The organism is Pseudomonas brassicacearum, from assembly GCF_003732265.1.
In the GTDB taxonomy this organism is placed as follows: Bacteria; Pseudomonadota; Gammaproteobacteria; order Pseudomonadales; family Pseudomonadaceae; genus Aquipseudomonas; species Aquipseudomonas brassicacearum_D.
In genome coordinates, this window is the sequence record NZ_MOBK01000007.1 from 199580 (window position 1) to 221855 (window position 22276).

At 59.7% G+C, this 22276-nt stretch carries 19 protein-coding genes; 6 read left to right on the top strand and 13 right to left on the bottom strand.

Features of this window, described 5'->3' with window-relative positions; translation table 11 throughout:
* Positions 1–254: 254 nt before the first annotated feature.
* Positions 255–893: a TetR/AcrR family transcriptional regulator gene (locus BK660_RS20300; protein WP_123434803.1), complete on the top strand. Its 639-nt coding sequence runs from the start codon at positions 255–257 to the stop codon at positions 891–893.
* Between the two features lie 133 nt (positions 894–1026).
* Here BK660_RS20300 and BK660_RS20305 read toward each other — a convergent pair whose 3' ends face one another.
* The 9 genes from BK660_RS20305 to BK660_RS20345 all read right to left on the bottom strand — a co-directional run bounded on the left by BK660_RS20305 (position 1027) and on the right by BK660_RS20345 (position 10045).
* Positions 1027–1242, bottom strand: a complete 216-nt coding sequence (locus BK660_RS20305) for a TOBE domain-containing protein (protein ID WP_003229256.1) — start codon at positions 1240–1242, stop codon at positions 1027–1029.
* Positions 1243–1275: 33 nt separating this feature from the next.
* Positions 1276–2082, bottom strand: coding sequence for an aliphatic sulfonates ABC transporter ATP-binding protein (gene ssuB / locus BK660_RS20310; RefSeq protein WP_123434804.1), 807 nt, complete (start codon positions 2080–2082; stop codon positions 1276–1278).
* Positions 2079–2861 carry an aliphatic sulfonate ABC transporter permease SsuC gene (gene ssuC / locus BK660_RS20315; RefSeq protein WP_123434805.1) on the bottom strand — a complete coding sequence of 261 codons (783 nt, stop codon included), beginning with the start codon at positions 2859–2861 and terminating at the stop codon, positions 2079–2081. The genes ssuB and ssuC overlap by 4 nt, the downstream gene beginning before the upstream one ends.
* Positions 2862–2869: 8 nt before the next feature.
* Positions 2870–4018, bottom strand: coding sequence for an FMNH2-dependent alkanesulfonate monooxygenase (gene ssuD, locus BK660_RS20320; RefSeq protein ID WP_123434806.1), 1149 nt, complete (start codon positions 4016–4018; stop codon positions 2870–2872).
* A gap of 26 nt (positions 4019–4044) precedes the next feature.
* Positions 4045–5010 carry a sulfonate ABC transporter substrate-binding protein gene (locus BK660_RS20325; RefSeq protein ID WP_123434807.1) on the bottom strand — a complete coding sequence of 322 codons (966 nt, stop codon included), beginning with the start codon at positions 5008–5010 and terminating at the stop codon, positions 4045–4047.
* An 89-nt stretch (positions 5011–5099) separates the two neighbouring features.
* Positions 5100–5693: an NADPH-dependent FMN reductase gene (ssuE, locus tag BK660_RS20330; RefSeq protein WP_123434808.1), complete on the bottom strand. Its 594-nt coding sequence runs from the start codon at positions 5691–5693 to the stop codon at positions 5100–5102.
* A 316-nt stretch (positions 5694–6009) separates the two neighbouring features.
* Entirely contained in the window at positions 6010–6648 is a 639-nt protein-coding gene (locus tag BK660_RS20335; protein ID WP_123434809.1) for a peroxiredoxin, read from the bottom strand.
* A 294-nt stretch (positions 6649–6942) separates the two neighbouring features.
* Positions 6943–8283, bottom strand: a complete 1341-nt coding sequence (locus BK660_RS20340; RefSeq protein ID WP_123434810.1) for an OprD family porin — start codon at positions 8281–8283, stop codon at positions 6943–6945.
* Positions 8284–8689: 406 nt separating this feature from the next.
* Entirely contained in the window at positions 8690–10045 is a 1356-nt protein-coding gene (locus BK660_RS20345; RefSeq protein ID WP_123434811.1) for an OprD family outer membrane porin, read from the bottom strand.
* Between the two features lie 362 nt (positions 10046–10407).
* Here BK660_RS20345 and tauA point away from each other — a divergent pair, with 362 nt between their 5' ends.
* Positions 10408–11397: a taurine ABC transporter substrate-binding protein gene (tauA, locus tag BK660_RS20350; RefSeq protein ID WP_123434812.1), complete on the top strand. Its 990-nt coding sequence runs from the start codon at positions 10408–10410 to the stop codon at positions 11395–11397.
* A 149-nt stretch (positions 11398–11546) separates the two neighbouring features.
* On the opposite strand, the gene argA is transcribed toward tauA, so the two are convergent.
* Complete coding sequence (gene argA / locus BK660_RS20355; protein ID WP_008026003.1) at positions 11547–12845, bottom strand: amino-acid N-acetyltransferase; 1299 nt, start codon at positions 12843–12845, stop codon at positions 11547–11549.
* Positions 12846–13111: 266 nt separating this feature from the next.
* Positions 13112–14263 (bottom strand): acetylornithine deacetylase, encoded by a 1152-nt coding sequence (gene argE, locus BK660_RS20360; protein WP_123434813.1) that lies wholly within the window; start codon positions 14261–14263, stop codon positions 13112–13114.
* Between the two features lie 156 nt (positions 14264–14419).
* Between argE and BK660_RS20365 the strand changes: the two genes are divergently transcribed.
* Positions 14420–15787: a CYTH domain-containing protein gene (locus BK660_RS20365; RefSeq protein ID WP_123434814.1), complete on the top strand. Its 1368-nt coding sequence runs from the start codon at positions 14420–14422 to the stop codon at positions 15785–15787.
* A 114-nt stretch (positions 15788–15901) separates the two neighbouring features.
* On the opposite strand, the gene BK660_RS20370 is transcribed toward BK660_RS20365, so the two are convergent.
* On the bottom strand, positions 15902–16366 hold the full coding sequence (locus tag BK660_RS20370) for an Lrp/AsnC family transcriptional regulator (RefSeq protein ID WP_027926471.1): 465 nt from the start codon (positions 16364–16366) through the stop codon (positions 15902–15904).
* Between the two features lie 126 nt (positions 16367–16492).
* On the opposite strand from BK660_RS20370, the gene BK660_RS20375 reads away from it, so the two are divergent.
* The 3 genes from BK660_RS20375 (at position 16493) to BK660_RS20385 (ending at position 19097) form a co-directional block, all read left to right on the top strand.
* Positions 16493–16831, top strand: coding sequence for a hypothetical protein (locus tag BK660_RS20375; RefSeq protein ID WP_123434815.1), 339 nt, complete (start codon positions 16493–16495; stop codon positions 16829–16831).
* A 90-nt stretch (positions 16832–16921) separates the two neighbouring features.
* Positions 16922–18706: a type IV pilus assembly ATPase TfpB gene (gene tfpB / locus BK660_RS20380; protein ID WP_123434816.1), complete on the top strand. Its 1785-nt coding sequence runs from the start codon at positions 16922–16924 to the stop codon at positions 18704–18706.
* A 73-nt stretch (positions 18707–18779) separates the two neighbouring features.
* A complete protein-coding gene (locus BK660_RS20385; protein ID WP_027926468.1) occupies positions 18780–19097 on the top strand; it encodes a DUF2388 domain-containing protein in 318 nt (105 codons plus the stop codon).
* Positions 19098–19270: 173 nt separating this feature from the next.
* On the opposite strand, the gene gcvP is transcribed toward BK660_RS20385, so the two are convergent.
* A complete protein-coding gene (gcvP, locus tag BK660_RS20390) occupies positions 19271–22144 on the bottom strand; it encodes an aminomethyl-transferring glycine dehydrogenase (RefSeq protein ID WP_123434817.1) in 2874 nt (957 codons plus the stop codon).
* Positions 22145–22276: the final 132 nt, after the last annotated feature.

Below are 22276 nucleotides of genomic sequence, written 5' to 3' on the forward strand. Positions count from 1 at the left end.
GCGGCGTTTTTTTATGGCCAACATCAAACCTGTGGCGAGGGAGCTTGCTCCCGCTGGAGGCCGAAGGACTCCCTTTCATCCCCAATACGATTCCGTCAGACACACCGGGTTAGACGGTTTTGGGGCCGCTTCGCGACCCAACGGGAGCAAGCTCCCTCGCCACAGGCGTTCGCCGGCAACCTTAGAGGGCCACAGGGATATGGAACATCTGCCTGCTCTGCGTACAATGCCCGCTGCCCCCGCAGGAGACTTCAATGACCCGACTCGCCACCCCACGCAAACCCCGCGCCCGCAGCCAGGCGCGGATTGATTCGATACTCGATGCCGCCCGCACGCTGCTGGCCGCCGAGGGCGTGGCCAGTCTGTCGATCTACAGCGTCGCCGAGCGCGCGGAGATCCCGCCCTCCTCCGTCTACCACTTCTTCGCCAGCGTTCCGGCGCTGCTTGAAGCGCTGACGGCCGACGTTCACGCCGCGTTCCGCGCCTGCCTGCAAGCGCCCATCGATCATGGCGCCCTCAGCGGCTGGCGTGACCTGTCACGCCTGGTGGAACAACGAATGCTCGCGATCTATAGCGAAGATGCCGCCGCCCGCCAATTGATCCTCGCCCAGCATGGCCTGACCGAAGTCACCCAGGCCGACCGCCAGCACGACATCGAACTGGGCGACCTGATGCACAAACTCTTCGATCACCATTTCGAATTGCCGAAGCTGCCGACAGACGTTGATGTGTTTGCACTGGCCATGGAATTGGGTGACCGCGTTTATGCGCGTTCAGTGCAGCAGCATGGGCAGATCACGCCGCGCATGGCTGAGGAAGGGATGCGGGTGTTTGATGCTTATCTTGGGTTGTACTTGCCGCCGTATCTGCCCAAGCGCGCCATTTCAGCCTGATTTCTTTATTGGCTGTGCGGGCCTCTTCGCGAGCAAGCCCGCTCCCACATTGATCGCATCCGTCTGGACAACTCGGTCAAGTGTGGGAGCGGGCTTGCTCGCGAAGGCAGCGCCGCCTATCTCACTGACCGCCTTACAACTTGGCAATCGACACTTCAGTGGATTTCACAAACGCGATCACTTCGCTGCCTACCACCAGTTCCAGCTCTTTCACTGAACGCGTGGTGATCACCGAAGTGACGATGCCGGACGCGGTTTGCACGTCGATTTCCGAGAGTACGTCACCCAGCACGATTTCCTTGATCGAGCCTTTGAACTGGTTACGAACGTTGATGGCTTTGATAGTCATGATGTTGATTCCTGTCGTTGGATACGGCTTGAGTTAGTGAGCCCAACGCAATTGCGTAGGCAAGGGTGAAACGGGTTCCGGTTCCGGCGGTTCGCCGGGCAGTGCGAGGACGCGATTGAGCACTTCGGTTTCCAGCGCCGCCAGCCGATGCGAGCCGCGAACCCGAGGGCGCGGCAGTTCCACCATCAGGTCGAGGCCGACTTCGCCCTCTTCGATCAGGATCACCCGGTCGGCAATCGCCACCGCTTCACTGACGTCGTGGGTCACCAGCAACACGGTGAAGCCGTGTTTCTGCCAGAGCCGCTCGATCAGTTGCTGCATTTCAATTCGGGTCAGGGCATCGAGCGCGCCCAGCGGCTCGTCGAGCAACAGCAAGCGCGGTTGATGAATCAACGCCCGCGCCAGCGCCACACGTTGTTTCTGTCCACCGGACAAGGCCGCCGGCCATTCATTCGCGCGATCCGCCAGGCCGACCGATTCCAGTGCTTCAAGGGCTTGCGCACGCCAGTCGCCTTTAAGGCCGAGGCCGACGTTGTCGATGACCTTTTTCCACGGCAGCAAACGCGCTTCCTGGAACATCAATCGGGTGTCTTCCCGCGCATCACTCAACGGCGCAGCGCCGGCGAGCAATTCACCACCCGTAGGCTTGTCGAGGCCCGCCAGCAACCGCAGCAACGTACTTTTGCCGCAGCCGCTGCGCCCAACCACCGCCACGAATTGTCCCGCCGGAATGTGCAGATCGATCTCGCGCAATACCTGCCGCGAGCCAAAGGTTTTTTGCAGCTTGCGCACCACCAGCGGAATCCCGCGCAGCAGGCGCGGAGGTTGTTGAGCGGTCATGCCGCCCCCCCTTTGACAACCTGATAGGCCGGGTGCCAACGCAGCCACACGCGTTCAAGTCCACGGGCCGCGACGTCGGCCAGTTTGCCGAGCACCGCGTACAAAAGAATCGCCAGCACCACCACGTCGGTCTGCAAAAACTCCCGGGCATTCATTGCCAGGTAACCGATGCCGGAACTGGCGGAAATGGTTTCCGCGACGATCAGCGTCAACCACATGAAGCCCAACGCAAAACGCACGCCGACCAGAATCGAAGGCAGCGCGCCCGGCAGAATCACCTGACGAAACAGGCTGAAACCGGACAAGCCATAACTGCGCGCCATCTCCACCAGTGCCGGGTCGACGTTGCGGATTCCGTGATAGGTGTTGAGGTAGATCGGGAACAACGTACCCAGTGCCACCAGAAAAATCTTCGCCGACTCGTCGATGCCGAACCACAAAATCACCAGTGGAATCAGCGCCAGATGCGGCACGTTGCGGATCATCTGCACTGAACTGTCGAGCAGGCGTTCGCCCCATTTCGACAGGCCGGTGATGAAGCCCAGCACCAGGCCGATGCTGCCGCCGATGGTGAAGCCCAGCGCGGCGCGCCAGCCGCTGATTGCCAGGTGCGTCCAGATTTCACCGCTGCGCACCAGGCTCACACCGGCTTCGATCACGGCGATCGGTGCCGGCAGGATCCGCGTCGACAACCAGCCCGCCGACACCGACAACTGCCACACCGCCAGCAGCAACACCGGCAACGCCCAGGGTGCGAGGTTGTGGATGATTTTTTTCATGGCGCGCCTCAGCTCTGGGACACGGCTTTGGGAAGGATGTCGTTGGCGACCATCTCGCCGAACGGGCTGACGTAGTTGCCGCCCTTTGGCAACTCCGGACGTTGAATGTCCAGATGCGGAAAGAGCAGTTCAGCCACGCGATACGACTCTTCAAGGTGTGGATAACCGGAGAAGATAAAGGTGTCGATGCCCAGGTCCGCGTACTCCTTCACGCGAGCGGCCACGGTCGAGCCGTCGCCAACCAACGCGGTACCGGCACCGCCACGAACCAGGCCGACACCGGCCCACAGGTTCGGGCTGACTTCGAGGTTGTCGCGGCTGCCACCATGCAGTGCGGCCATGCGCTGCTGGCCGACGGAATCGAAACGCGCCAGCGAAGCCTGGGCGCGGGCGATGGTTTCGTCGTCCAGATGCGAGATCAATTTATCGGCGGCTTGCCAGGCTTCGGCGTTGGTCTCGCGAACGATCACATGCAGACGAATACCGAAGCGCACCGTGCGACCGAGTTTCGCCGCTTTGGCCCGCACTTGCGCGATCTTTTCGGCCACGGCGGCTGGCGGTTCGCCCCAGGTCAGGACCATTTCCACTTGCTCTGCCGCGAGGTCTTGCGCCGCTTCCGACGAGCCACCGAAGTACAGGGGCGGACGCGGTTGCTGGATCGGCGGATAGAGCAATTTCGCCCCTTTCACGCTGATGTGCTGACCGTCGTAATCGACGGTTTCGCCTTCGAGCACACGACGCCAGATGCGGGTGAACTCCACCGAGGCTTGATAGCGTTCTTCGTGGCTGAGGAACAATCCGTCGCCGGCCAATTCGTCCGGATCACCGCCCGTGACCAGATTGAACAACGCTCGACCACCGGACAGACGATCGAGGGTCGCCGCCTGCCGCGCGGCCACCGTCGGGGAAATGATCCCGGGGCGCAGGGCGACAAGGAATTTCAAACGTTGGGTCACCGGAATCAGCGACGCGGCCACCAGCCACGAATCTTCGCAGGAGCGCCCGGTAGGAATCAGCACCCCGCCGAAGCCGAGGCGGTCCGCCGCTTGCGCGACTTGTTGCAGGTAACCGTGGTCGACGGCGCGAGCGCCTTCGGCGGTGCCAAGGTAATGGCCGTCGCCGTGGGTAGGCAGGAACCAGAAAATATTGAGGCTCATGGAGTGGTCTCCTTCAGGGAATCGAATTACTGCGCTTTAGCTACGGCTGCCGGTGGCGCCCAGATCACGTCTTTGATGCTCAACGGCTTAGGAATCAGCTTGAGCTGGTAGAAGCTGTCGGCGATTTTCTGTTGCGCCGCGACCACCTCAGGCGTGAGGAACAGCGCGCCATAGCCTTGGCGTTTCACCGAGGTCAGGGTGATGTCTGCCGGCAGACCGAGCAGTGACGACACCTGTTGGGTCACGTCTTCAGGATTGGCCTTGGACCATTCACCGACCGCGCGCACTTCTTCGACGAGGGTCTTGATCACCTCAGGATTTTTCTGCGCGTAGGGTTTGGTCGCGAGATAGAACTGATGGTTGTCGACGATGCCCTGACCATCGCGCAGGGTGTGCGCTTGCAGTTGTTTTTCGGCGGCGGCCTGGTAAGGGTCCCAGATGACCCAGGCGTCGACGCTGCCACGCTCAAAGGCAGCGCGGGCATCGGCTGGAGGCAGGAACACGGTCTGGATGTCGGTGTATTTGAGGCCGGCGTCTTCCAGCGCACGCACCAGCAGGTAGTGGACGTTGGAGCCTTTGTTGAGCACGATTTTCTTGCCCTTGAGGTCCTTCACCGATTTGATCGGCGAGTCCTTCGGCACCAGGATCGCTTCGCTGTGCGGTGCCGGTGGTTCGTAGGCGACGTAGAGCAGATCGGCGCCGGCAGCCTGGGCGAACACCGGCGGGGTTTCGCCGGTCACACCGAAGTCGATGGAGCCGACGTTCAGGCCTTCGAGCAGTTGCGGGCCGCCGGGGAACTCAGTCCATTGCACGTCCACGCCTTGGGCGGCGAGGCGTTTTTCCAGGGTGCCTTTGGCTTTAAGCAGCACCAGCGTGCCGTACTTTTGATAACCGATTCGCAACGTCTCGGCTTGAGCTTGAGTAATGGCGCCGAGGGACACAGCCGCAACAAACAGAGCGACCAGACCACGACGCAAAATGACAGTGCGCATAGCGCTCTCCTTTTTGCAGTTGGGTTTTGGCTGCACCTGCTTGGCCGTTGTCGGCTGAGTAAGGTGAGTGGATCAATTTCGGGTGAGGCTTAAATGCTCCAGCGAGCACTCAACAAACGTTCATTCAACAGGTTCGGATCAAGTGGCTTGGGCCGCCGTGTCATGGCGCTGAAAAACAGTTCCAGCGACTCGTTCAATCGTTGCTCCAGCTCCGGCGCCAATTGCGCCTGGGCGCTGCCTTCGCCGTAAGCGATCTGGCTGTCTACCGCAAAAATTCCGTGAAGCATTTCCTGGGCTTTCAGCGCAGAGAGCACTGGCTTGAGCGCGTAATCCACCGCCAGCATGTGGGCGATGCTGCCGCCGGTGGCCATCGGCAATACGACCTTGTGGGCCAGGGCGCGTTCGGGCAGCAGATCCAGCACGGTTTTCAGTGCGCCCGAGAACGACGCTTTGTAAACCGGCGTGGCGATCAGCAGGCCATCGGCATTTTCAATCTGTTGCAGCAGGTCGATGACCTTGGGGCTGTCGAAGCGTGCGTGCAGCAAGTCTTCCGCCGGGAAATCCCGAATCTGGTAACTCACCACTTCCACCCCTTGCTCCTGCAACCAGCGCTGGGAGCGTTCCAGCAGCACCCCGGATCGGGAGCGTTGGCTGGGACTGCCACCGAGTGAGACGACCAGCATTCAGATGATTCCTTGAACGGTGTTGGCGATTCGCGGTTTGCGATCTCGCTGAGATGGGAGTGACCTTAACAGGTGATTGTTATATCCATAAATCATATTTATTCATTTGGTTATGCCTTATGGAGATATACAAATCAGTGATTTACGGGCATAAAAAAAGGCCGTCGAAACGGCCTGAAATCCCCTGCTATTGGATCTGAATTCGGTAGCGCCTATCACACCGTCTTCGCGAGCAGGCTCGCTCCCACAGGTAAATCGCGATCCAAGGTGGGAGCGAGCCTGCTCGCGAAGAGGATTCAAGCCGCGCAGAAAATGTTTAGCGATTCGGTTGCGGAGTGAGGCGCAGATACGGTTTCACTGCGCGATAGCCCTTGGGAAAACGTTGCTTGATTTCATCTTCATCCTTGAGCGACGGCACGATCACCACTTCGTCACCGTCCTGCCAGTTGGCCGGAGTGGCAACCTTGTAATTGTCGGTGAGTTGCAGCGAATCGATCACGCGCAGGATTTCGTGGAAGTTGCGGCCGGTACTCGCCGGGTAGGTGATGGTCAGCCGAATCTTTTTGTTCGGGTCGATCACGAACAGCGAGCGCACGGTCAGGGTGTCGTTGGCGTTGGGATGAATCAGGTCGTACAGGTCCGACACCTTGCGGTCGGCATCGGCGAGGATCGGGAAGTTGACGAGGGTGTTCTGGGTTTCGTTGATGTCCTCGATCCACCGGTGATGCGAGTCCACCGGGTCAACCGACAGGGCGATGGCCTTGACCCCGCGCTGGGCAAACTCGTCCTTGAGCCGGGCGGTGAAACCCAGTTCGGTGGTGCACACCGGGGTGAAGTCCGCCGGATGGGAAAACAGCACGCCCCAGCTATCGCCCAGCCATTCGTGGAAACGGAGGGTGCCGGCGCTGGAATCCTGTTCAAAGTCGGGGGCGATGTCGCCAAGTCTGAGGCTCATGGTGCTGCTCCTGGTGAGTGCTTGTTGAGTTCGACTTTGCCTGCATCCGCGAATAATTAAAAAGAATAAATATTGATTTATTTAGATCATAAAGAAATATTAAATATCTGTTCATTGGACGCGAACAGGCAACGAGCCCAACATCACCCACAAGGTTCGAGAAGGCCTTGAGTGCTGCAAAAGAGGGGAATTTCAAGGCGGGTTTACGGGGGTGACCCCGCCTTGAAACGCAAAAGCCCCGCCGGGCGAGATGCCGGGCGGGGCTTTTTTTTTGTCTCGGTTACTCGAGCGCTATTACAACAGCGGGATCGAATAGCTGAGGATCAGGCGGTTTTCGTCCTGGGAGCGAGTGCCCGGCAGGTCGGTGCGCCACATCGCATTCTTCCAGGCAAGGCCAAGGTTTTTCAGCGGGCCGTCCTGTACGACGTAGGCAACGCTCAAGTCGCGTTCCCACTCGGAAGCACCGTTAGCCAACTCTCTACCTGCACCGTTGACGGTGTCGATGTTGTCGCCGCGCAGGTAAACCATACCGGCGGTCAGACCTGGTACGCCCACCTTGGCGAAGTCGAACGAGTAGCGTGCTTGCCAGGTTTTCTCGCCGGCACGGCCGAACTTCTGGATTTGCGAATCGGTGATGGTGTAGTTCGACGAACCGTCACCCTGGTTCAGCCAAGGGAAGTCGCTGCTGCCGTTGCTGACCTGGTAACCGCCACCGAAGGTATGACCGGCAACCGAGTACAGGAACAAGCCGCTGTACAGGTTGTTGTCGACCTTGCCTTTACCGTTTGGCGCGTTGTAGTTGCCAGTGGTGTAGTACAGCGGGTCGTGACCGTTGGCACCATCGTCAGAGCTGTTGAAGTAACGGAAATCCGACTTCAACACGCCCGGGCCGATTGCCCAGTTGTGAACCAGACCCAGGAAGTGTTGCTTGTAGAACTCTTCCAGGTTGCCGTAGTAGTACTGGGCCGTCAGGTCCTTGGTGATTTTGTAGTCACCACCGGCGTAGATGAACTTGTTGCTGTCGCGGAATTTGGTCCCACGGGAGTTCGCGCCCGAAATGGACATCTGCTCGTTGTTGCTGGAGTTACGGCCTTTAACGGCTTCGATCTGACCGCCGACCAGCGACAGGTCCTTGATCTCGGCGGAAGTGATCTGGCCACCCTGCCAGGTTTGCGGCAGCAGACGACCATCGTTGGTCACGATCACCGGGTTTTTCGGCTGCAGAGTGCCCAGTTTCAGTTCAGTCTGGGAAACCTTGGCCTTGGCGGTCAGGCCCAGGCTGGAGAAGTCATCAACCGCTTCGCCGTTGGACTTGCTCGGGAACACAGTGCCGCCGTAAGAAGTAGCCGTCGCGCCGTTGGTGCCGCCGCCCGAATCCAGCTTGACGCCCAACAGGCCGATCGCATCGATACCGAAGCCGACGGTGCCTTGGGTGTAGCCGGAGATGAAACGCAGATCGAAGCCTTGACCCCACTCTTCGTTTTTGTTCGGACCGGTACCGTCACGGTTATCGGTGTTGATGTAGAAGTTACGTAGCCCCAGGGTGGCCTTGCTGTCTTCGATGAAACCGGCGGCGCCTGCTTGCTGCGCCAAAACCCCAACGGCCACAGCGATGGCCAAGGTGGACTTGTTCATTGTTTCGCTCCTCATTACTAATGCTTATGGTCCTGGTCCTGGGTCTGATGCCCTGGATCCTAAGACACGCAATTTTTGCCGACCCTTCTAGGCCGGTCGTTTTGGCCGTGCAGGATACAGCTACATAAAGCTAAAAAGAATTTCGTGTTTCTTTTTAATGCCGTTTAGGTATATGCCTGCACAGCACAGATCCGAGGTATCGGCATGAAAGCCAATTCCTTGACCTGTTCTACTGACGGGGGTTGTTTCAACTAACGCCGGTTTCGTGGTGAGGACCGGGCGGGCCTACTTTAGGTGTTTGCGAAAAAAACCAAAAAGAATAAAAAATACGCACGTCTGCTGTTATTGGAATATGAACAGGCAAAAAAAAGCCTCGCCAATTGGCGAGGCGTTTTCTGACGACTTATTACATGAAGCTGTAGGTGTAGTTGAAGATCAGACGAGTCTGGTCTTGATCAAGGGTGCTGGTGTTGCCACGGTAAGTACCGTGACGCAGCGTTGTACCAAACCCTTTAAGTGCACCCGTTTGAATCACATAGTCCACGCGCGCGTCGGTCTCGTGCTCGCTCAGGTCTTTACCCGTGCCGTTGGTAGCCTTGATGTCCTGACCATTGAGGTAAGCGATCGAAGCTTTCAAACCTGGCACGCCCAGCGCGGCGAAGTCATAGGAGTACTGACCGAACGTGGTGTTTTCACCAGCACGGATAAAGCTGCCAACCGTGGCATCGGTAAACGAGTAGAAGCTGGCGCCGCCGGCACCTTCCTGATTACCGTTGCCATCGACAAGGTTGCCTTGGTTCAGGAACACGAAGCCACCGTCATCGCTGACGCGCTGGTGACCCAGCAGGAATGCGTTGCCACCCAGGGTGTAGGTGAACATACCGCTCCAGGTCGTGTTGTCGACCTCGCCCGGGGTCTTGGCGTAACCGTTGTTGTTGTTGAAGCGGTAACCGGCGTCGCCGTTCTTGCCAACCGAGCCGCTGTCAAAGTAGCGGAAATCCGACTTGAACGACTGCTTGGGATCGATCGTCCAGACGTGCACCAACCCCAGGAAGTCCTGTTTGTAGTAGTCCTTCAGTTCCGCGTGGTAGTACTGCAAGGTCAGGTCTTTGGTGACTTTCCAGTCAGCACCGCCGTAACGGAACTGGTTGCTGTCCTGAGTACCGCCTGCCACTGCCATGCCGGTGCTGTTGGAGGAGGCGCGACCCGCCGCGTGTTCCAACTGACCCAGGTTGATGGTGACGTTGTCGATTTCCTTCGAGGAGATGGTGCCCCCTTCAAAGGTTTGTGGCAGCAAACGGCTGTCGTTCGCGATCAGGATCGGCAGGTTAGGAGCCAGGGCGCCACCGTAGTGGGCTTCGGTCTTCGAGAAGCGCGCCTTGACGTTGCCATTTATACGGCTCCACTCATCGGCCGCATGATCGCCATCGCTAGGGAAGAACGAGTTAGCGTTACCCGTCGGGTGATGCCCTTTGCCACCGTCCAGGTGGATGCCAACGAGTGCCTGGGCATCGATACCGAAGCCGACAGTACCTTGGGTAAAACCGGACAGGTAATCGAACTTGAGACCTTCAGCGGTTTCTCGCTGACGGTTACCAGCAGCCTTGTTAGCAGGAGCGTTCAGACTTGAACGTATATCGGCGTCGTAATACATGGTGCGGGAACTGACGGAAGCCTTGCTGTCTTCCAGGAAACCGGCGGCGCCTGCCTGCTGCGCCAAAACCCCTACGGCCACGGCCAAAGCCAAGTTTGACTTGTTCATTGTTAAGCTCCTCTCGATTCTAATTCTTGTGTTCCTGGCCCCAAGTCGATGCTCGGAATCCTAAGATGCGCGATTAGCGCCAGAGCGTGACCCACAAGTCAATCGTAACTATGTGTGTCTACGACCATGGTCTAATCCCCCGTTTTTTGGTCCATGCTGGTCATGAGTTCGTCATAAACCTGAAAAGAACTAGCTCTCTCTTTTCTCATACCCTTTAGGAATTACGCTCTTCGCCGTTTCCTGCCCCCAGAATAGAGCCCCCAGCTCATAAGCTAATTCCTAAATAGTATTTATTAGCTGTTTTTTAGATCGTTTAGCGTTTGAAGCAATTCGGAAACAAAACCTTACCGAAAGGCCATGTCATGACGACCAAACGCGCACTATCCAGTCCAATTGTTACAGTTTGTGTATCGCTGTTATTTTCTCTCTCGGCTCAGGCGGCCAACTTGACCGTGGGTTATCAAACCGGCATTGACCCCAGCAAAGTCCCCCAGGCGGACGGTCTGTACGAAAAAACCATCGGCGAAAAAATTGACTGGCGTCGCTTCAACAGCGGCCCGGAGGTGGTGACCGCCATCGCCTCGGGTGACGTGCAGATTGGCAACCTCGGCTCCAGTCCTTTGGCTGCGGCCGCTTCGCGCAATCTGCCGATTGTTGCGTTCATCGTGTCGGCCCAGATCAATGCGGCGGAAGCCCTGGTGGTGCGCAACGGCAGCGGCATCGATAAACCGGAAGATCTAATCGGCAAGACCATCGCCACCCCGTTCGTTTCAACCTCTCACTACAGCTTGCTCGGCGCACTCAAGCACTGGGGCCTGGACGCCTCGAAAGTCAAAGTGGTGAATCTGCAACCGGCGGAAATTGCTGCGGCATGGAAGCGTGGGGACATTGATGGCGCGTTTGTCTGGTCGCCGGCGTTGGGGGAAATTCGCAAGACCGGCAAGACGTTGACCGATGCGGCGCAGGTGGGTCAGTGGGGAGCGCCGACCTTCGAGGTCTGGGTCGCGCGTAAGGATTACGCGGAGAAACACCCTGAGGTGGTGGCCAAATTTGCCAAGGTCACGCTCGACTCGTTCGCCGACTACGCCGCGCATAAGGACAGCTGGACCGCCGACTCGGTGCCGGTCCAGAAAATCGCCAAACTGACCGGTGCGAATGCTGCCGATGTACCGGAGTTGTTGGCCGGTTCCGCGTTCCCGGATGCCAAGGCCCAGCAGACCACCGCGCTACTGGAAGGCGGCACGGCGAAGGCGATTGGCGAGACGGCGAAGTTCTTGAAGGAACAGGGGAAGGTCGAGACGGTGCTGCCGGATTATTCGGCGTATGTCAGTGCGAAGTTTGTGGCGGAATAACGGCTGAACCCTGTGGCGAGGGGGCTTGCCCCCGTTGGGTGGCGGAGCCGCCCCAGAATTGCAGCGGCAACACAAATTTCACGACTGCTGCGCAGCCGAACGGGGCAATGCGGCGTTCCGACAAGCCCCCTCGCCACAAAAGCCTGTCTTCACAGGGTCTTTTCGAAGATCTTCGAATTACGCTGATAGTTGTACAGCGAAGCCCGTGCCGACGGCAGGCGTTCAACGCTGCTCGGCACAAACCCGCGCTCGCGGAACCAGTGAGCAGTGCGGGTCGTCAGTACGAACAGGGTTTTCAACCCTTGAGCCCGGGCGCGGGTTTCGATGCGCTCCAACAGCTCATCACCGCGACCGCCATGGCGGTATTCCGGGTTCACCGCCAGGCACGCCAGCTCCCCGGCGTCCGAATCGGCAATCTGATACAGCGCCGCACAGGCGATGATCATGCCTTCGCGTTCAACCACGCTGAATTGCTCGATCTCACGTTCCAGCACTTCGCGGGAACGACGCACCAGAATCCCCTGCTCTTCCAGCGGGCTGATCAGGTCCAGCAAACCGCCGACGTCTTCAATCGCGGCTTCACGCACCACTTCGAATTGCTCCTGCGCCACCAGCGTACCGCCACCGTCACGGGTGAACAGTTCAGTGAGCAGTGCACCGTCTTCGGCATAGCTGACGATATGGCTACGCGCCACGCCGCCCCGGCATGCTTCAGCCGCCGCATCCAGCAGCTCAGCCTGATAGTTGCTGCCCAGGCGCTGCAAATGCGCCGGCACTTGCTGTGGACGCAATTCACGCACCAGACGACCGTTTTCATCGATCAAGCCCAGGTCGGCGCCGAACAGCAGCAACTTGTCCGCGCCCAGGTCGATGGCCGCGCGAGTGGCGACGTCTTCGCAGGCGAGGTTGAAAATCTCACCGGTCGGCGAGTAGCCCAACGGCGACAGCAACACGATGGAGCGCTCGTCCAGCAGGCGATTGATGCCTTTGCGGTCGACCCGGCGCACTTCGCCGGTGTGGTGATAGTCCACGCCTTCCAGCACCCCGATCGGCCGTGCCGTGACCAGGTTGCCGCTGGCCACCCGCAGGCGCGAGCCCTGCATCGGCGACGAGGCCATGTCCATGGACAGGCGCGCTTCGATGGCGATGCGCAGTTGACCGACGGCATCGATCACACACTCCAGCGTCGCGGCATCGGTGATGCGCATGCCGTGGTGGTAATGCGGGGTCAGGCCACGCGCGGCGAGGCGGGTTTCAATTTGCGGACGGGAACCGTGCACCAGCACCAGTCGCACGCCCAGGCTGTGCAACAGCACCAGGTCGTGGACGATATTGCCGAAATTCGGATGCTCCACCCCATCGCCGGGAAGCATGACGACAAAGGTGCAATCGCGGTGGGCGTTGATGTAAGGCGAAGCGTGACGAAGCCAATTAACGTATTCGGGCATGAACCTGGGCCTGTAATAAATAGCAGCCAAAAAATGGGCGAAACTGAAAACGCACAGCGGGCTGATGGTTATCGTCGGAACAGGCTTGGCGACACGCGCGCTCTCCTCATGAATACGGGTTGGGACACTGGCAATTTATACGGTTAGTCAGCCAAAACAAAACCCTGTGGGAGCGGGCTTGCTCGCGAAGGGGCCGTGTCATTCAATTCAATGTTGTCTGACATACCGCTTTCGCGAGCAAGCCCGCTCCCACATTTAGATGTCGCTCAACTGGCCGGTGTCAGGCAGTAATGTTGAATCAACTGACGCAATAGATGCACCGTAGGCTGTAAACGTGACATTTCGAGGTATTCCCCCGGTTGGTGGGCGCAGGCGATATCGCCCGGGCCGAGCACCAGTGTCTCGCAGCCAAGTTGCTGAAGATAAGGCGCTTCGGTGCCGAACGCCACTGCTTCGGCGCCATGGCCGGTAAGCTTTTCAGCGATCCGCACCAATTCCGCGTCTTCGGCCTGCTCAAAGGGCGGCACCTCGGGGAACAGCGGTGCGTACTCGATCTTCACCTGATGGCGCTCGGCAACCGGTTTTAGCCGCTGCAGAATCTCCGCACGCAAAGCCTTGGGATCCATGCCCGGCAAGGGCCGCAGGTCGAACTCCAGCGAGCATTGACCGCAGATACGGTTAGGGTTGTCGCCGCCATGGATGCAGCCGAAGTTCATGGTCGGCGTCGGCACGCCAAACTGCGGATTGCGGAATTCGCGCTGCCACAACAGGCGCAGGCCCCGCAGTTCGCCGATCGCGTCGTGCATCGCTTCAAGAGCGCTGTGGCCCAGGCGTGGGTCCGAGGAATGGCCGCTCTGACCGAGAATGTCGATGCGCTCCATCATGATGCCTTTGTGCATGCGGATCGGCTTCAGCCCGGTCGGCTCGCCAATGACCGCTGCGCGGCCCAATGGACGACCGGCCTTGGCCAGGGCGCGAGCACCGGACATCGAGCTTTCTTCATCGCAGGTCGCGAGGATCAGCAGCGGTTGCTTGAACGGCTGATCGAGCAGCGGGATCACCGCTTCGATGGCCAGGGCGAAAAAGCCCTTCATGTCGCAACTGCCCAGGCCCACCCAGCGACCATCGACTTCGGTGAGTTTCAGCGGATCGGTCTGCCACAACGCGCCGTCGAACGGCACCGTGTCGCTGTGGCCGGCCAGCACCAGGCCACCGGGGCCGGAACCAAAACTGGCGAGCAAGTTGAACTTGCCGGGGCTGACTTGCTGGATATCACAGGCAAAACCCAGATCACCCAGCCACGTCGCCAGCAAATCGATCACCGGGCGGTTGGTCTGATCCAGATTCGGTTGAGTGCAACTCACCGACGGCGCAGCGATCAGTGCAGCGAACTGATCTTTCATGGACGGCAAAGGCATCGCTGACTCCAACTCCCGAATTGAAGTCCATCATAGAACCATCTGGCGACAGGAATAAACCGTCGCGGCGCGTAGGAACGCTCACTCCTGTACACTGCACGACCTTGGCAGCCACACATTCCCCCGGCTGCGCTCCCGATCCTGGATTTTCCGGCCATGCAGAAAGAAACCGAAATCAAGCTCCGCGTCAGCCGCGAAACCCTCGCCGCCCTGCGCGAGCACCCGCTCCTGAAAAAACGCAACAAAAGTGGCTGGGAACGCCGTGAGTTGATGAATCAGTACTTCGACACGCCTGAGCGCGACCTGGCCCGCGCCAAGGTTGCCCTGCGCCTGCGCCGCGATGGCGAAGAAGTGATTCAGACGCTCAAGACCCGCGGCCAGAGTGTTGCCGGTTTGTCCGAGCGTAACGAATACGACTGGAACCTGCCCAAAGCCAAGCTCGACGTGAAGAAACTCGACGGCGAATGCTGGCCTGAAGAGCTGGCCGAGCTGGACAAGAAAACCCTCAAGCCGATCTTCACCACCGATTTCGTTCGCGAACGCGCTGAAATCGCCTGGGGCCGCGGCAAGACCAAAGTGGTCATCGAAGCCGCGCTGGACCTGGGCCACGTGATCGTCGGCAAGCAGAAAGAAGAGATCTGCGAGCTGGAACTGGAATTGCGCGAAGGCGAGCCGGCTGCCCTGCTGGAATTGGCCGCCGAACTGGCCGCGACCCTGGCATTGATGCCGTGTGACATCAGCAAGGCTGAGCGCGGCTATCGCCTGTACGACGCCAACAGCTATTCGCTGAGCCTGCCGGCGCCGCAAATCACCGCCGAAACCCCGCTGGACGATGCCTTCGCCGCGTTGAGCTGGCATTTGCTGGGCAGCAGCCAACGCCTGGCCGAGCAATATCGCTTCAATGGCCACTGGCGCCTGTTGCTGGACTGGGTCGAAAACCTCGCTGAATTGCGTGCTTTGCTCAGCAGCCTGGGCCAGGCCGCTCCACGTCAGTCGACACACGACCTGCGCCTGGCGCTGGATGCGTTGCTCGAAGACTGGCGTCCGCTGGTACAGGCCGGTATCGATGACGAAGACGTGCGCAAAGCCGCACCGGAACAATTCCTCGAAGAGCTGGAAGACCCGCGCTGGGGCCTGTTCTCGCTGAACACTTCGCGTTGGTTGTTGGCTCGCACCTGGGCGGCTGATCGTAACGTTCGCGGCAATCGCCAAGGCGCTGCGCAACTGGGTAGCTGGTTGCCACGTTTGCTGGGTGAAGAAGCAACGTCCCTGCAACTGCAGCGTTATCAGCAACAGCCGGAAGATCTGGCCGAGCAACTGCCGCGCATCGAGCGCATTCAGGCGTGGCTGCACCATGCCCGTGGCGTGCTGGATATCCCGGAGATGGATCGCCTGTACGGTGAGCTGAAACAGCTGGCGCAACTGGCCAACGAGCCGATCACCGATGAATCGCTGGATGCGCGTAAGCAGCAGGCGATTGCGGTGTATCAGAATCGTGCCTGGAAAATGCTGCTGCGTATGTAAAACCGCCTTCGCGAGCAAGCCCGCTCCCACATTTAATCGAGTTCTCGCAGAAGAATGCGGTCGAAGGTGGGAGCGGGCTTGCTCGCGAAGGGGCCAGCACATTCACCGCAAAACTCAGACCGGCAAACTCGTCGTCGACTTGATCTCCGACAACGCCACAATCGAGTTCACTTCCTGTATCCCCGGCACCATCGACAGTTTTTCAAAGAAAAACCGCTCATACGCCTCAATGTCCGCCGTGACGATCCGCAGCAAAAAATCCACCGACCCCATCAGCACATAACACTCCAGCACCTCGGGAAAGCCGCGAATCGCCTCGGTGAATTCAGTGAAGTTCGAACGCCCGTGTGCGTTGAGTTTGATCTCGGCAAAGATCTGCGTGTTCAGGCCGATCTTCTTGCGGTCCAGCAGCGTGACCTGCCCACGAATGATCCCCTCCTCCTTCATCCGCTGAATTCGCCGCCAGCACGGCGACTGCGACAGCCCTACCTGTTCGGCAATCTGCGCGCTGGAGAGCGAAGCGTCCTCTTGCAGCAACGCGAGAATCTTGCGGTCGTAGCCATCCAGCTCGCTTTGCATAGGAAAACCTTCAATCGTCCGTTATTCGAATTAAACGATTCGATGAATCGTCAATTAGCCCAATCATAGATAAGAAATGCCCGGCAACGAATGTAAAAATTCCTCCAGTGATTTTGGAGTCCGACCATGCCGCACCTAGAAGCCGTCCACACCCCGTCCACCCGCGCTGATGTCTGGAACGTCGGCAACGCCCACTGCCGCGTTCATTACCAACTGCTGGCCGAGGCCGAGCCGGATCTGCTGTGCCGGGCGCTCAATCTGTTCGCCTTGCAGTTTTTGACGCCGCAACAGGTCAACGTGCAGCGCCAGGAGGATTTGCTGTCGATCGATATCGTCATGGACGGTCTCAGTTGGCACCGCGCCCAAGTCATTGCAGAAAAATTACGTAACCTGATCAGCGTCTGCTCGGTCGAGTTGCAAACCGCTGAGGCAGCGTGGGATCAACTGGCCCAGGCGGCAGGCTGAAAAACCCCGACACGGCTTCGTCGGGTAGTGGCCCAACGGTCGACGGCTGCGCGACTATCCTTTGCGGACTGTTGTTCATGAGGAGCCCGCATGTCCGTTCAACTTGCCATTCAGGACCGCTGGCTGGATCTCAATGATTTGCTGCGCGAACTGGTCGCCCAAGGCTTCATCAGCCAGGACTCGGCCGAGCACGCGCTCAACGCCCGCCGCCGCCACGCCGCCCATGGTCAGATGCATCCGCTGGAATTCATCGCCAGCCAACAGCTCGACGATCTCAGCCGTCCCGGCAAACACCTGGACCTGGAAAGCCTGACCCTGTGGCTGTCGCAGCAGGCCGGCCAGCCTTACTTGCGCATTGATCCACTGAAGATCAACGTCGCGGCCATCACGCCGCTGATGTCCTACGCCTTTGCCCAGCGCCACAAGATTCTCGCGGTGTCGATCGACCGCGATGCGGTGACCGTGGCCAGCGCCCAGCCTTACGTCAGCGGCTGGGAAGCCGACCTGACCCACGTGCTGAAGCTGCCGATCAAACGGGTCGTGGCCAACCCGGTCGACATTCAGCGCTTCAGCGTGGAGTTTTTCCGCCTGGCCAAATCGGTCAGCGGCGCCAGCAACGCCGATCAGCAGGCGTCTAACCTGGGCAACTTCGAACAGCTGCTCAACCTCGGCGCCAGCGACCAGGAGCCGGACGCCAATGACGCGCACATCGTCAACATTGTCGACTGGCTGTTTCAGTACGCCTTCCAGCAGCGCGCCAGCGATATCCACATCGAACCCCGACGTGAGCAAGGCACGGTGCGTTTTCGCATCGACGGCGTGTTGCACAACGTCTATCAATTCCCGCCGCAAGTGACCATGGCCATCGTCAGTCGCCTGAAAAGCCTGGGGCGGATGAACGTCGCGGAAAAGCGCAAACCCCAGGACGGCCGGGTGAAAACCAAGACCCCGGACGGCGGCGAAGTCGAGTTGCGGTTGTCGACATTGCCGACGGCGTTTGGCGAAAAAATGGTCATGCGGATTTTCGATCCGGAAGTGCTCCTCAAGGATTTCGATCAGCTGGGCTTTTCCGCCGAGGACCTGCGCCGCTGGCAGGACATGACCCGTCAGCCCAACGGCATCATTCTGGTCACCGGGCCGACCGGTTCCGGCAAGACCACCACGCTGTACACCACGCTAAAAAAACTGGCGACGCCCGAGGTCAACCTCTGCACCATCGAAGACCCGATTGAAATGGTCGAGCCCGCGTTCAACCAGATGCAGGTCCAGCACAACATCGACCTGACCTTCGCCGCCGGCGTGCGCGCACTGATGCGGCAAGACCCGGACATCATCATGATTGGCGAGATTCGCGACCTCGAAACCGCCGAGATGGCGATTCAGGCGGCGCTCACCGGTCACTTGGTGCTCTCGACGCTGCACACCAACGACGCACCGAGCGCGATCAGTCGCCTGCTGGAACTCGGCGTGCCGCATTACCTGATCAAAGCCACGGTGCTGGGCGTCATGGCCCAGCGTCTGGTGCGAACGTTGTGCCCCCACTGCAAGGCGCCACTGACACTGGGCGAAGAGGATTGGCAAACCTTGACCAAACCCTGGCAAGCCCCGCTGCCGAGCAACGCACAACGCGCCATCGGCTGCCTGGAATGTCGCGACACCGGCTATCACGGCCGCGCCGGGGTCTACGAAATCATGCAACTCACAGACGGCGTCAAAGCGTTGATCAACCCGGACACCGACCTGCTGGCGATCCGGCGTCAGGCCTTCAAGGAGGGTATGCGCAGCTTGCGGCTGTCGGGCGCGCAGAAAGTGGCGGCGGGTTTGACCACGATCGAAGAGGTGCTGCGCGTGACGCCGCAGAGCGAGCAAAAGTAGACGCGGGTGTATGGAACTGGATGGGGGGATGGCTATCCAAGGCCGTGTAGTTAACCCAGTGGAGTCACCCATCATGCGTTTCAAACTTGCTGTCGCCACCGTCGCGCTGCTGTCCCTTCCAGTCGGTTCCGCGATGGCCGATAGCTTTTGGACTAACGTCCTTTCGTCGGGTGCGACCACCGGCTCGACCTACCTGACGTTCAAGGATCACAAACTGATCGTCGCGGCCCAGGACGATGCAGGGAGCTTTGTTGCCAGTGACGGCGGCATTCGCGGCCCTTACCTGGAAGCGGCGATGCAGAAAGTCCGCGCCGACAACCCGGGCCTGCAGGCGACGGACATGGAACTGGCGAATGCGATTCTGGCGAAGAACGCCGTCGCTTCGAAGTAAGTCCATCGATACAAAAATGCCGCTCACTGAGCGGCATTTTTTTGCCCTGAAAATCATCCCCTGTGGGAGCGAGCCTGCTCGCGAAGGCGGTGTAACAGGCAACATCAATGTCGACTGACACGCCCTCTTCGCGAGCAGGCTCGCTCCCACAGGGGAATTTGTGTTTCGGTAGTTCAGCGGTAGTCATCCACCGGGACGCAGGCGCAAAACAGATTCCGGTCGCCATAAACGTTATCCACCCGGTTCACCACCGGCCAGTATTTGTGCTGTCGGGTGTGCGCATCCGGCGTCACCGCTTGCTCGATGCTGTACGACCGCTCCCACACCCCGGTGATGTCCGCCAAGGTGTGCGGTGAACGCTTCAGCGGGTTGTCCTCGGCCGGCCAATTGCCGTTTTCCACCTCGCTGATTTCCGCACGGATGCTCAGCATCGCTCCGATGAACCGGTCCAGCTCGGCCTTCGATTCACTTTCGGTCGGCTCGACCATCAACGTCCCCGGCACGGGAAACGACATGGTCGGCGCATGGAAACCGTAATCCATCAGGCGCTTGGCAACGTCTTCTTCACTGATGCCGGTCAGCGCCTTCAGCGGGCGCAAATCCAGAATGCATTCGTGAGCTACCCTCCCGTTGCGACCGGTGTAGAGCACCGGGAACGCCCCGGATAAATGCTGCGCCAGGTAATTCGCGGCGAGGATCGCCACTTCGCTGGCGTCCGCCAGTTGCGGCCCCATCATCGCGATGTACATCCAGCTGATCGGCAAAATGCTCGCACTGCCCCAAGGCGCCGCGCTCACGGCGCCGTTCTGCGGCAATGGCCCGTCGATGGGCACCACCGGGTGATTGGCCACGAACGGCGCCAGGTGCGCCCGCACACCAATCGGCCCCATGCCCGGCCCGCCGCCGCCATGGGGAATACAGAAGGTCTTGTGCAGGTTCATGTGCGAGACGTCGGCGCCAATGTCCGCCGGGCGGGCGAGGCCAACCTGGGCATTGAGGTTGGCGCCATCCATGTACACCTGGCCGCCGTGGCTGTGGATAACGTCACAGATCTCGCTGATGCCTTCCTCGTAAACGCCGTGGGTCGATGGATACGTCGCCATCAGGCACGCGAGTTTGTCCCCCGCCTCCGAGGCTTTTTGCTTGAGGTCATCCAGATCAACGTTGCCGGCTTCGTCGCACTCGACAATCACCACGCGCATCCCGGCCATTTGCGCCGAGGCCGGGTTGGTACCGTGGGCCGAAGACGGAATCAGGCAGACGTCCCGCGCCCCTTGGTGTCGGCTCTCGTGGTATTTGCGAATTGCCAGCAACCCGGCGTATTCGCCCTGGGCGCCGGAGTTGGGTTGCATGCAAATCGCATCGAAACCGGTGATCGCGCAGAGCCAGCGTTCCAGCTCTTCGATCATCAGCGAATAACCCACGGCCTGTTCCTTCGGCACGAACGGGTGCAGGTTGGCGAACTGCGGCCAGGTGATGGGAATCATCTCGCTGGTCGCGTTAAGTTTCATGGTGCAGGAGCCCAGCGGGATCATCGACTGGTTGAGGGCGAGGTCCTTGTTCTCCAGTTGCTTGAGGTAGCGCAGCATCTCGGTTTCGCTGTGGTGCGCATTGAACACCGGGTGACGCAGATAAGGCGAGGCGCGCAGCAGTCCGTCAGGAATGCCGGACGCCAGCGTTTCAGCGTCCAGATCGTCGACATTCAAACCATGATCGGCGCCAAGGAACACATCGAACAACTTGGCGACGGTGGTTTCGTCGGAGGTTTCATCGAGGCTCAACCCCAACCGTCCTCGCCCCAGAATCCGCACATTGATCTGCGCCGCTTGTGCGCTTTCGATGATCGCGGTCTGGGTGCCGCCGACGTCCAGGGTCAGTGTGTCAAAGAAGTGCTGGTTGAGGCGGCTGACGCCATGCCGCTCAAGGCCGGCAGCGAGGATGCAGGTCAAGCGATGCACACGCTGGGCAATGCGCTTGAGCCCTTCAGGACCGTGGTACACCGCGTAGAAACTGGCGATGTTGGCCAGCAACACCTGCGCGGTGCAAATGTTCGAGTTGGCCTTCTCCCGGCGAATGTGTTGCTCGCGGGTTTGTAGGGCCATGCGCAAGGCAACATTGCCGCGAGCATCCTTGGACACGCCGATGATCCGCCCGGGAATTGCCCGCTTGTACTCATCGCGGCTGGCAAAAAACGCCGCGTGCGGTCCGCCGTAGCCCATGGGCACGCCGAAACGCTGGGATGAGCCAAACACCACATCGGCGCCCAACTCTCCCGGCGGGGTCAGCAGCAGCAAACTCAGCAAATCAGTGGCAACACACGCCAGGGCTTGCTGAGCATGGAGGTGATCGATCAACGGCCGCAGATCGTGGATCTCGCCATGGGTGTCGGGGTATTGCAGCAGGGCACCGAACACCTGGTGCTGTTTCAAGTTATCCACAGTGTCGATGATCAGCTCGAAGCCGAAGCCTTCGGCACGGGTCTGTACCACGGAGATGGTCTGCGGATGGCAGTTCTGGTCGACGAAGAACAGATTGCTTTTGGACTTGGCAACCCGCTTGGCCAGCGCCATGGCTTCAGCGGCGGCTGTGGCTTCATCCAGCAAGGACGCGTTGGCCAGATCCAGGCCGGTGAGGTCGATGGTCAGTTGCTGGAAATTCAGCAGCGCTTCGAGCCGGCCTTGGGCAATCTCTGGCTGATAAGGCGTGTATGCGGTGTACCAACCGGGGTTTTCCAGGACGTTACGCACAATCACGGTCGGCGTCAGGGTCCCGTGGTAGCCCATGCCGATCAGGCTGGTCCAGACCTGGTTTTGCTCGGCGTAGCCACGCAGCTTGGCCAGCGCGGCTTGCTCATCGAGGGCGGGTGGAAGGTCGAGTGGGCGGTTCAGGCGGATACCCGGCGGCACCGTCTGCTCGATCAGTTCGACCCGGCTGCCAAGGCCGAGGCTGTCGAGCATCGCCTGCTGCTCGGCGGCATCGGGCCCGAGGTGGCGGCGCAGAAAGGCATTGGGGTCGCGTAACTGGCTCAGGGACGGCAACTGGGACATGACGGGCTCTCTCTTGACTGGCGCTCAGCGTCGATGCAACACGGTCAAACCAGCATAGCAGTCGATATCCGGGCGGATGGCTTGGCGCCGACGACCATTGCGGACATCATGCTGGGCATCTGCCTAATGTCC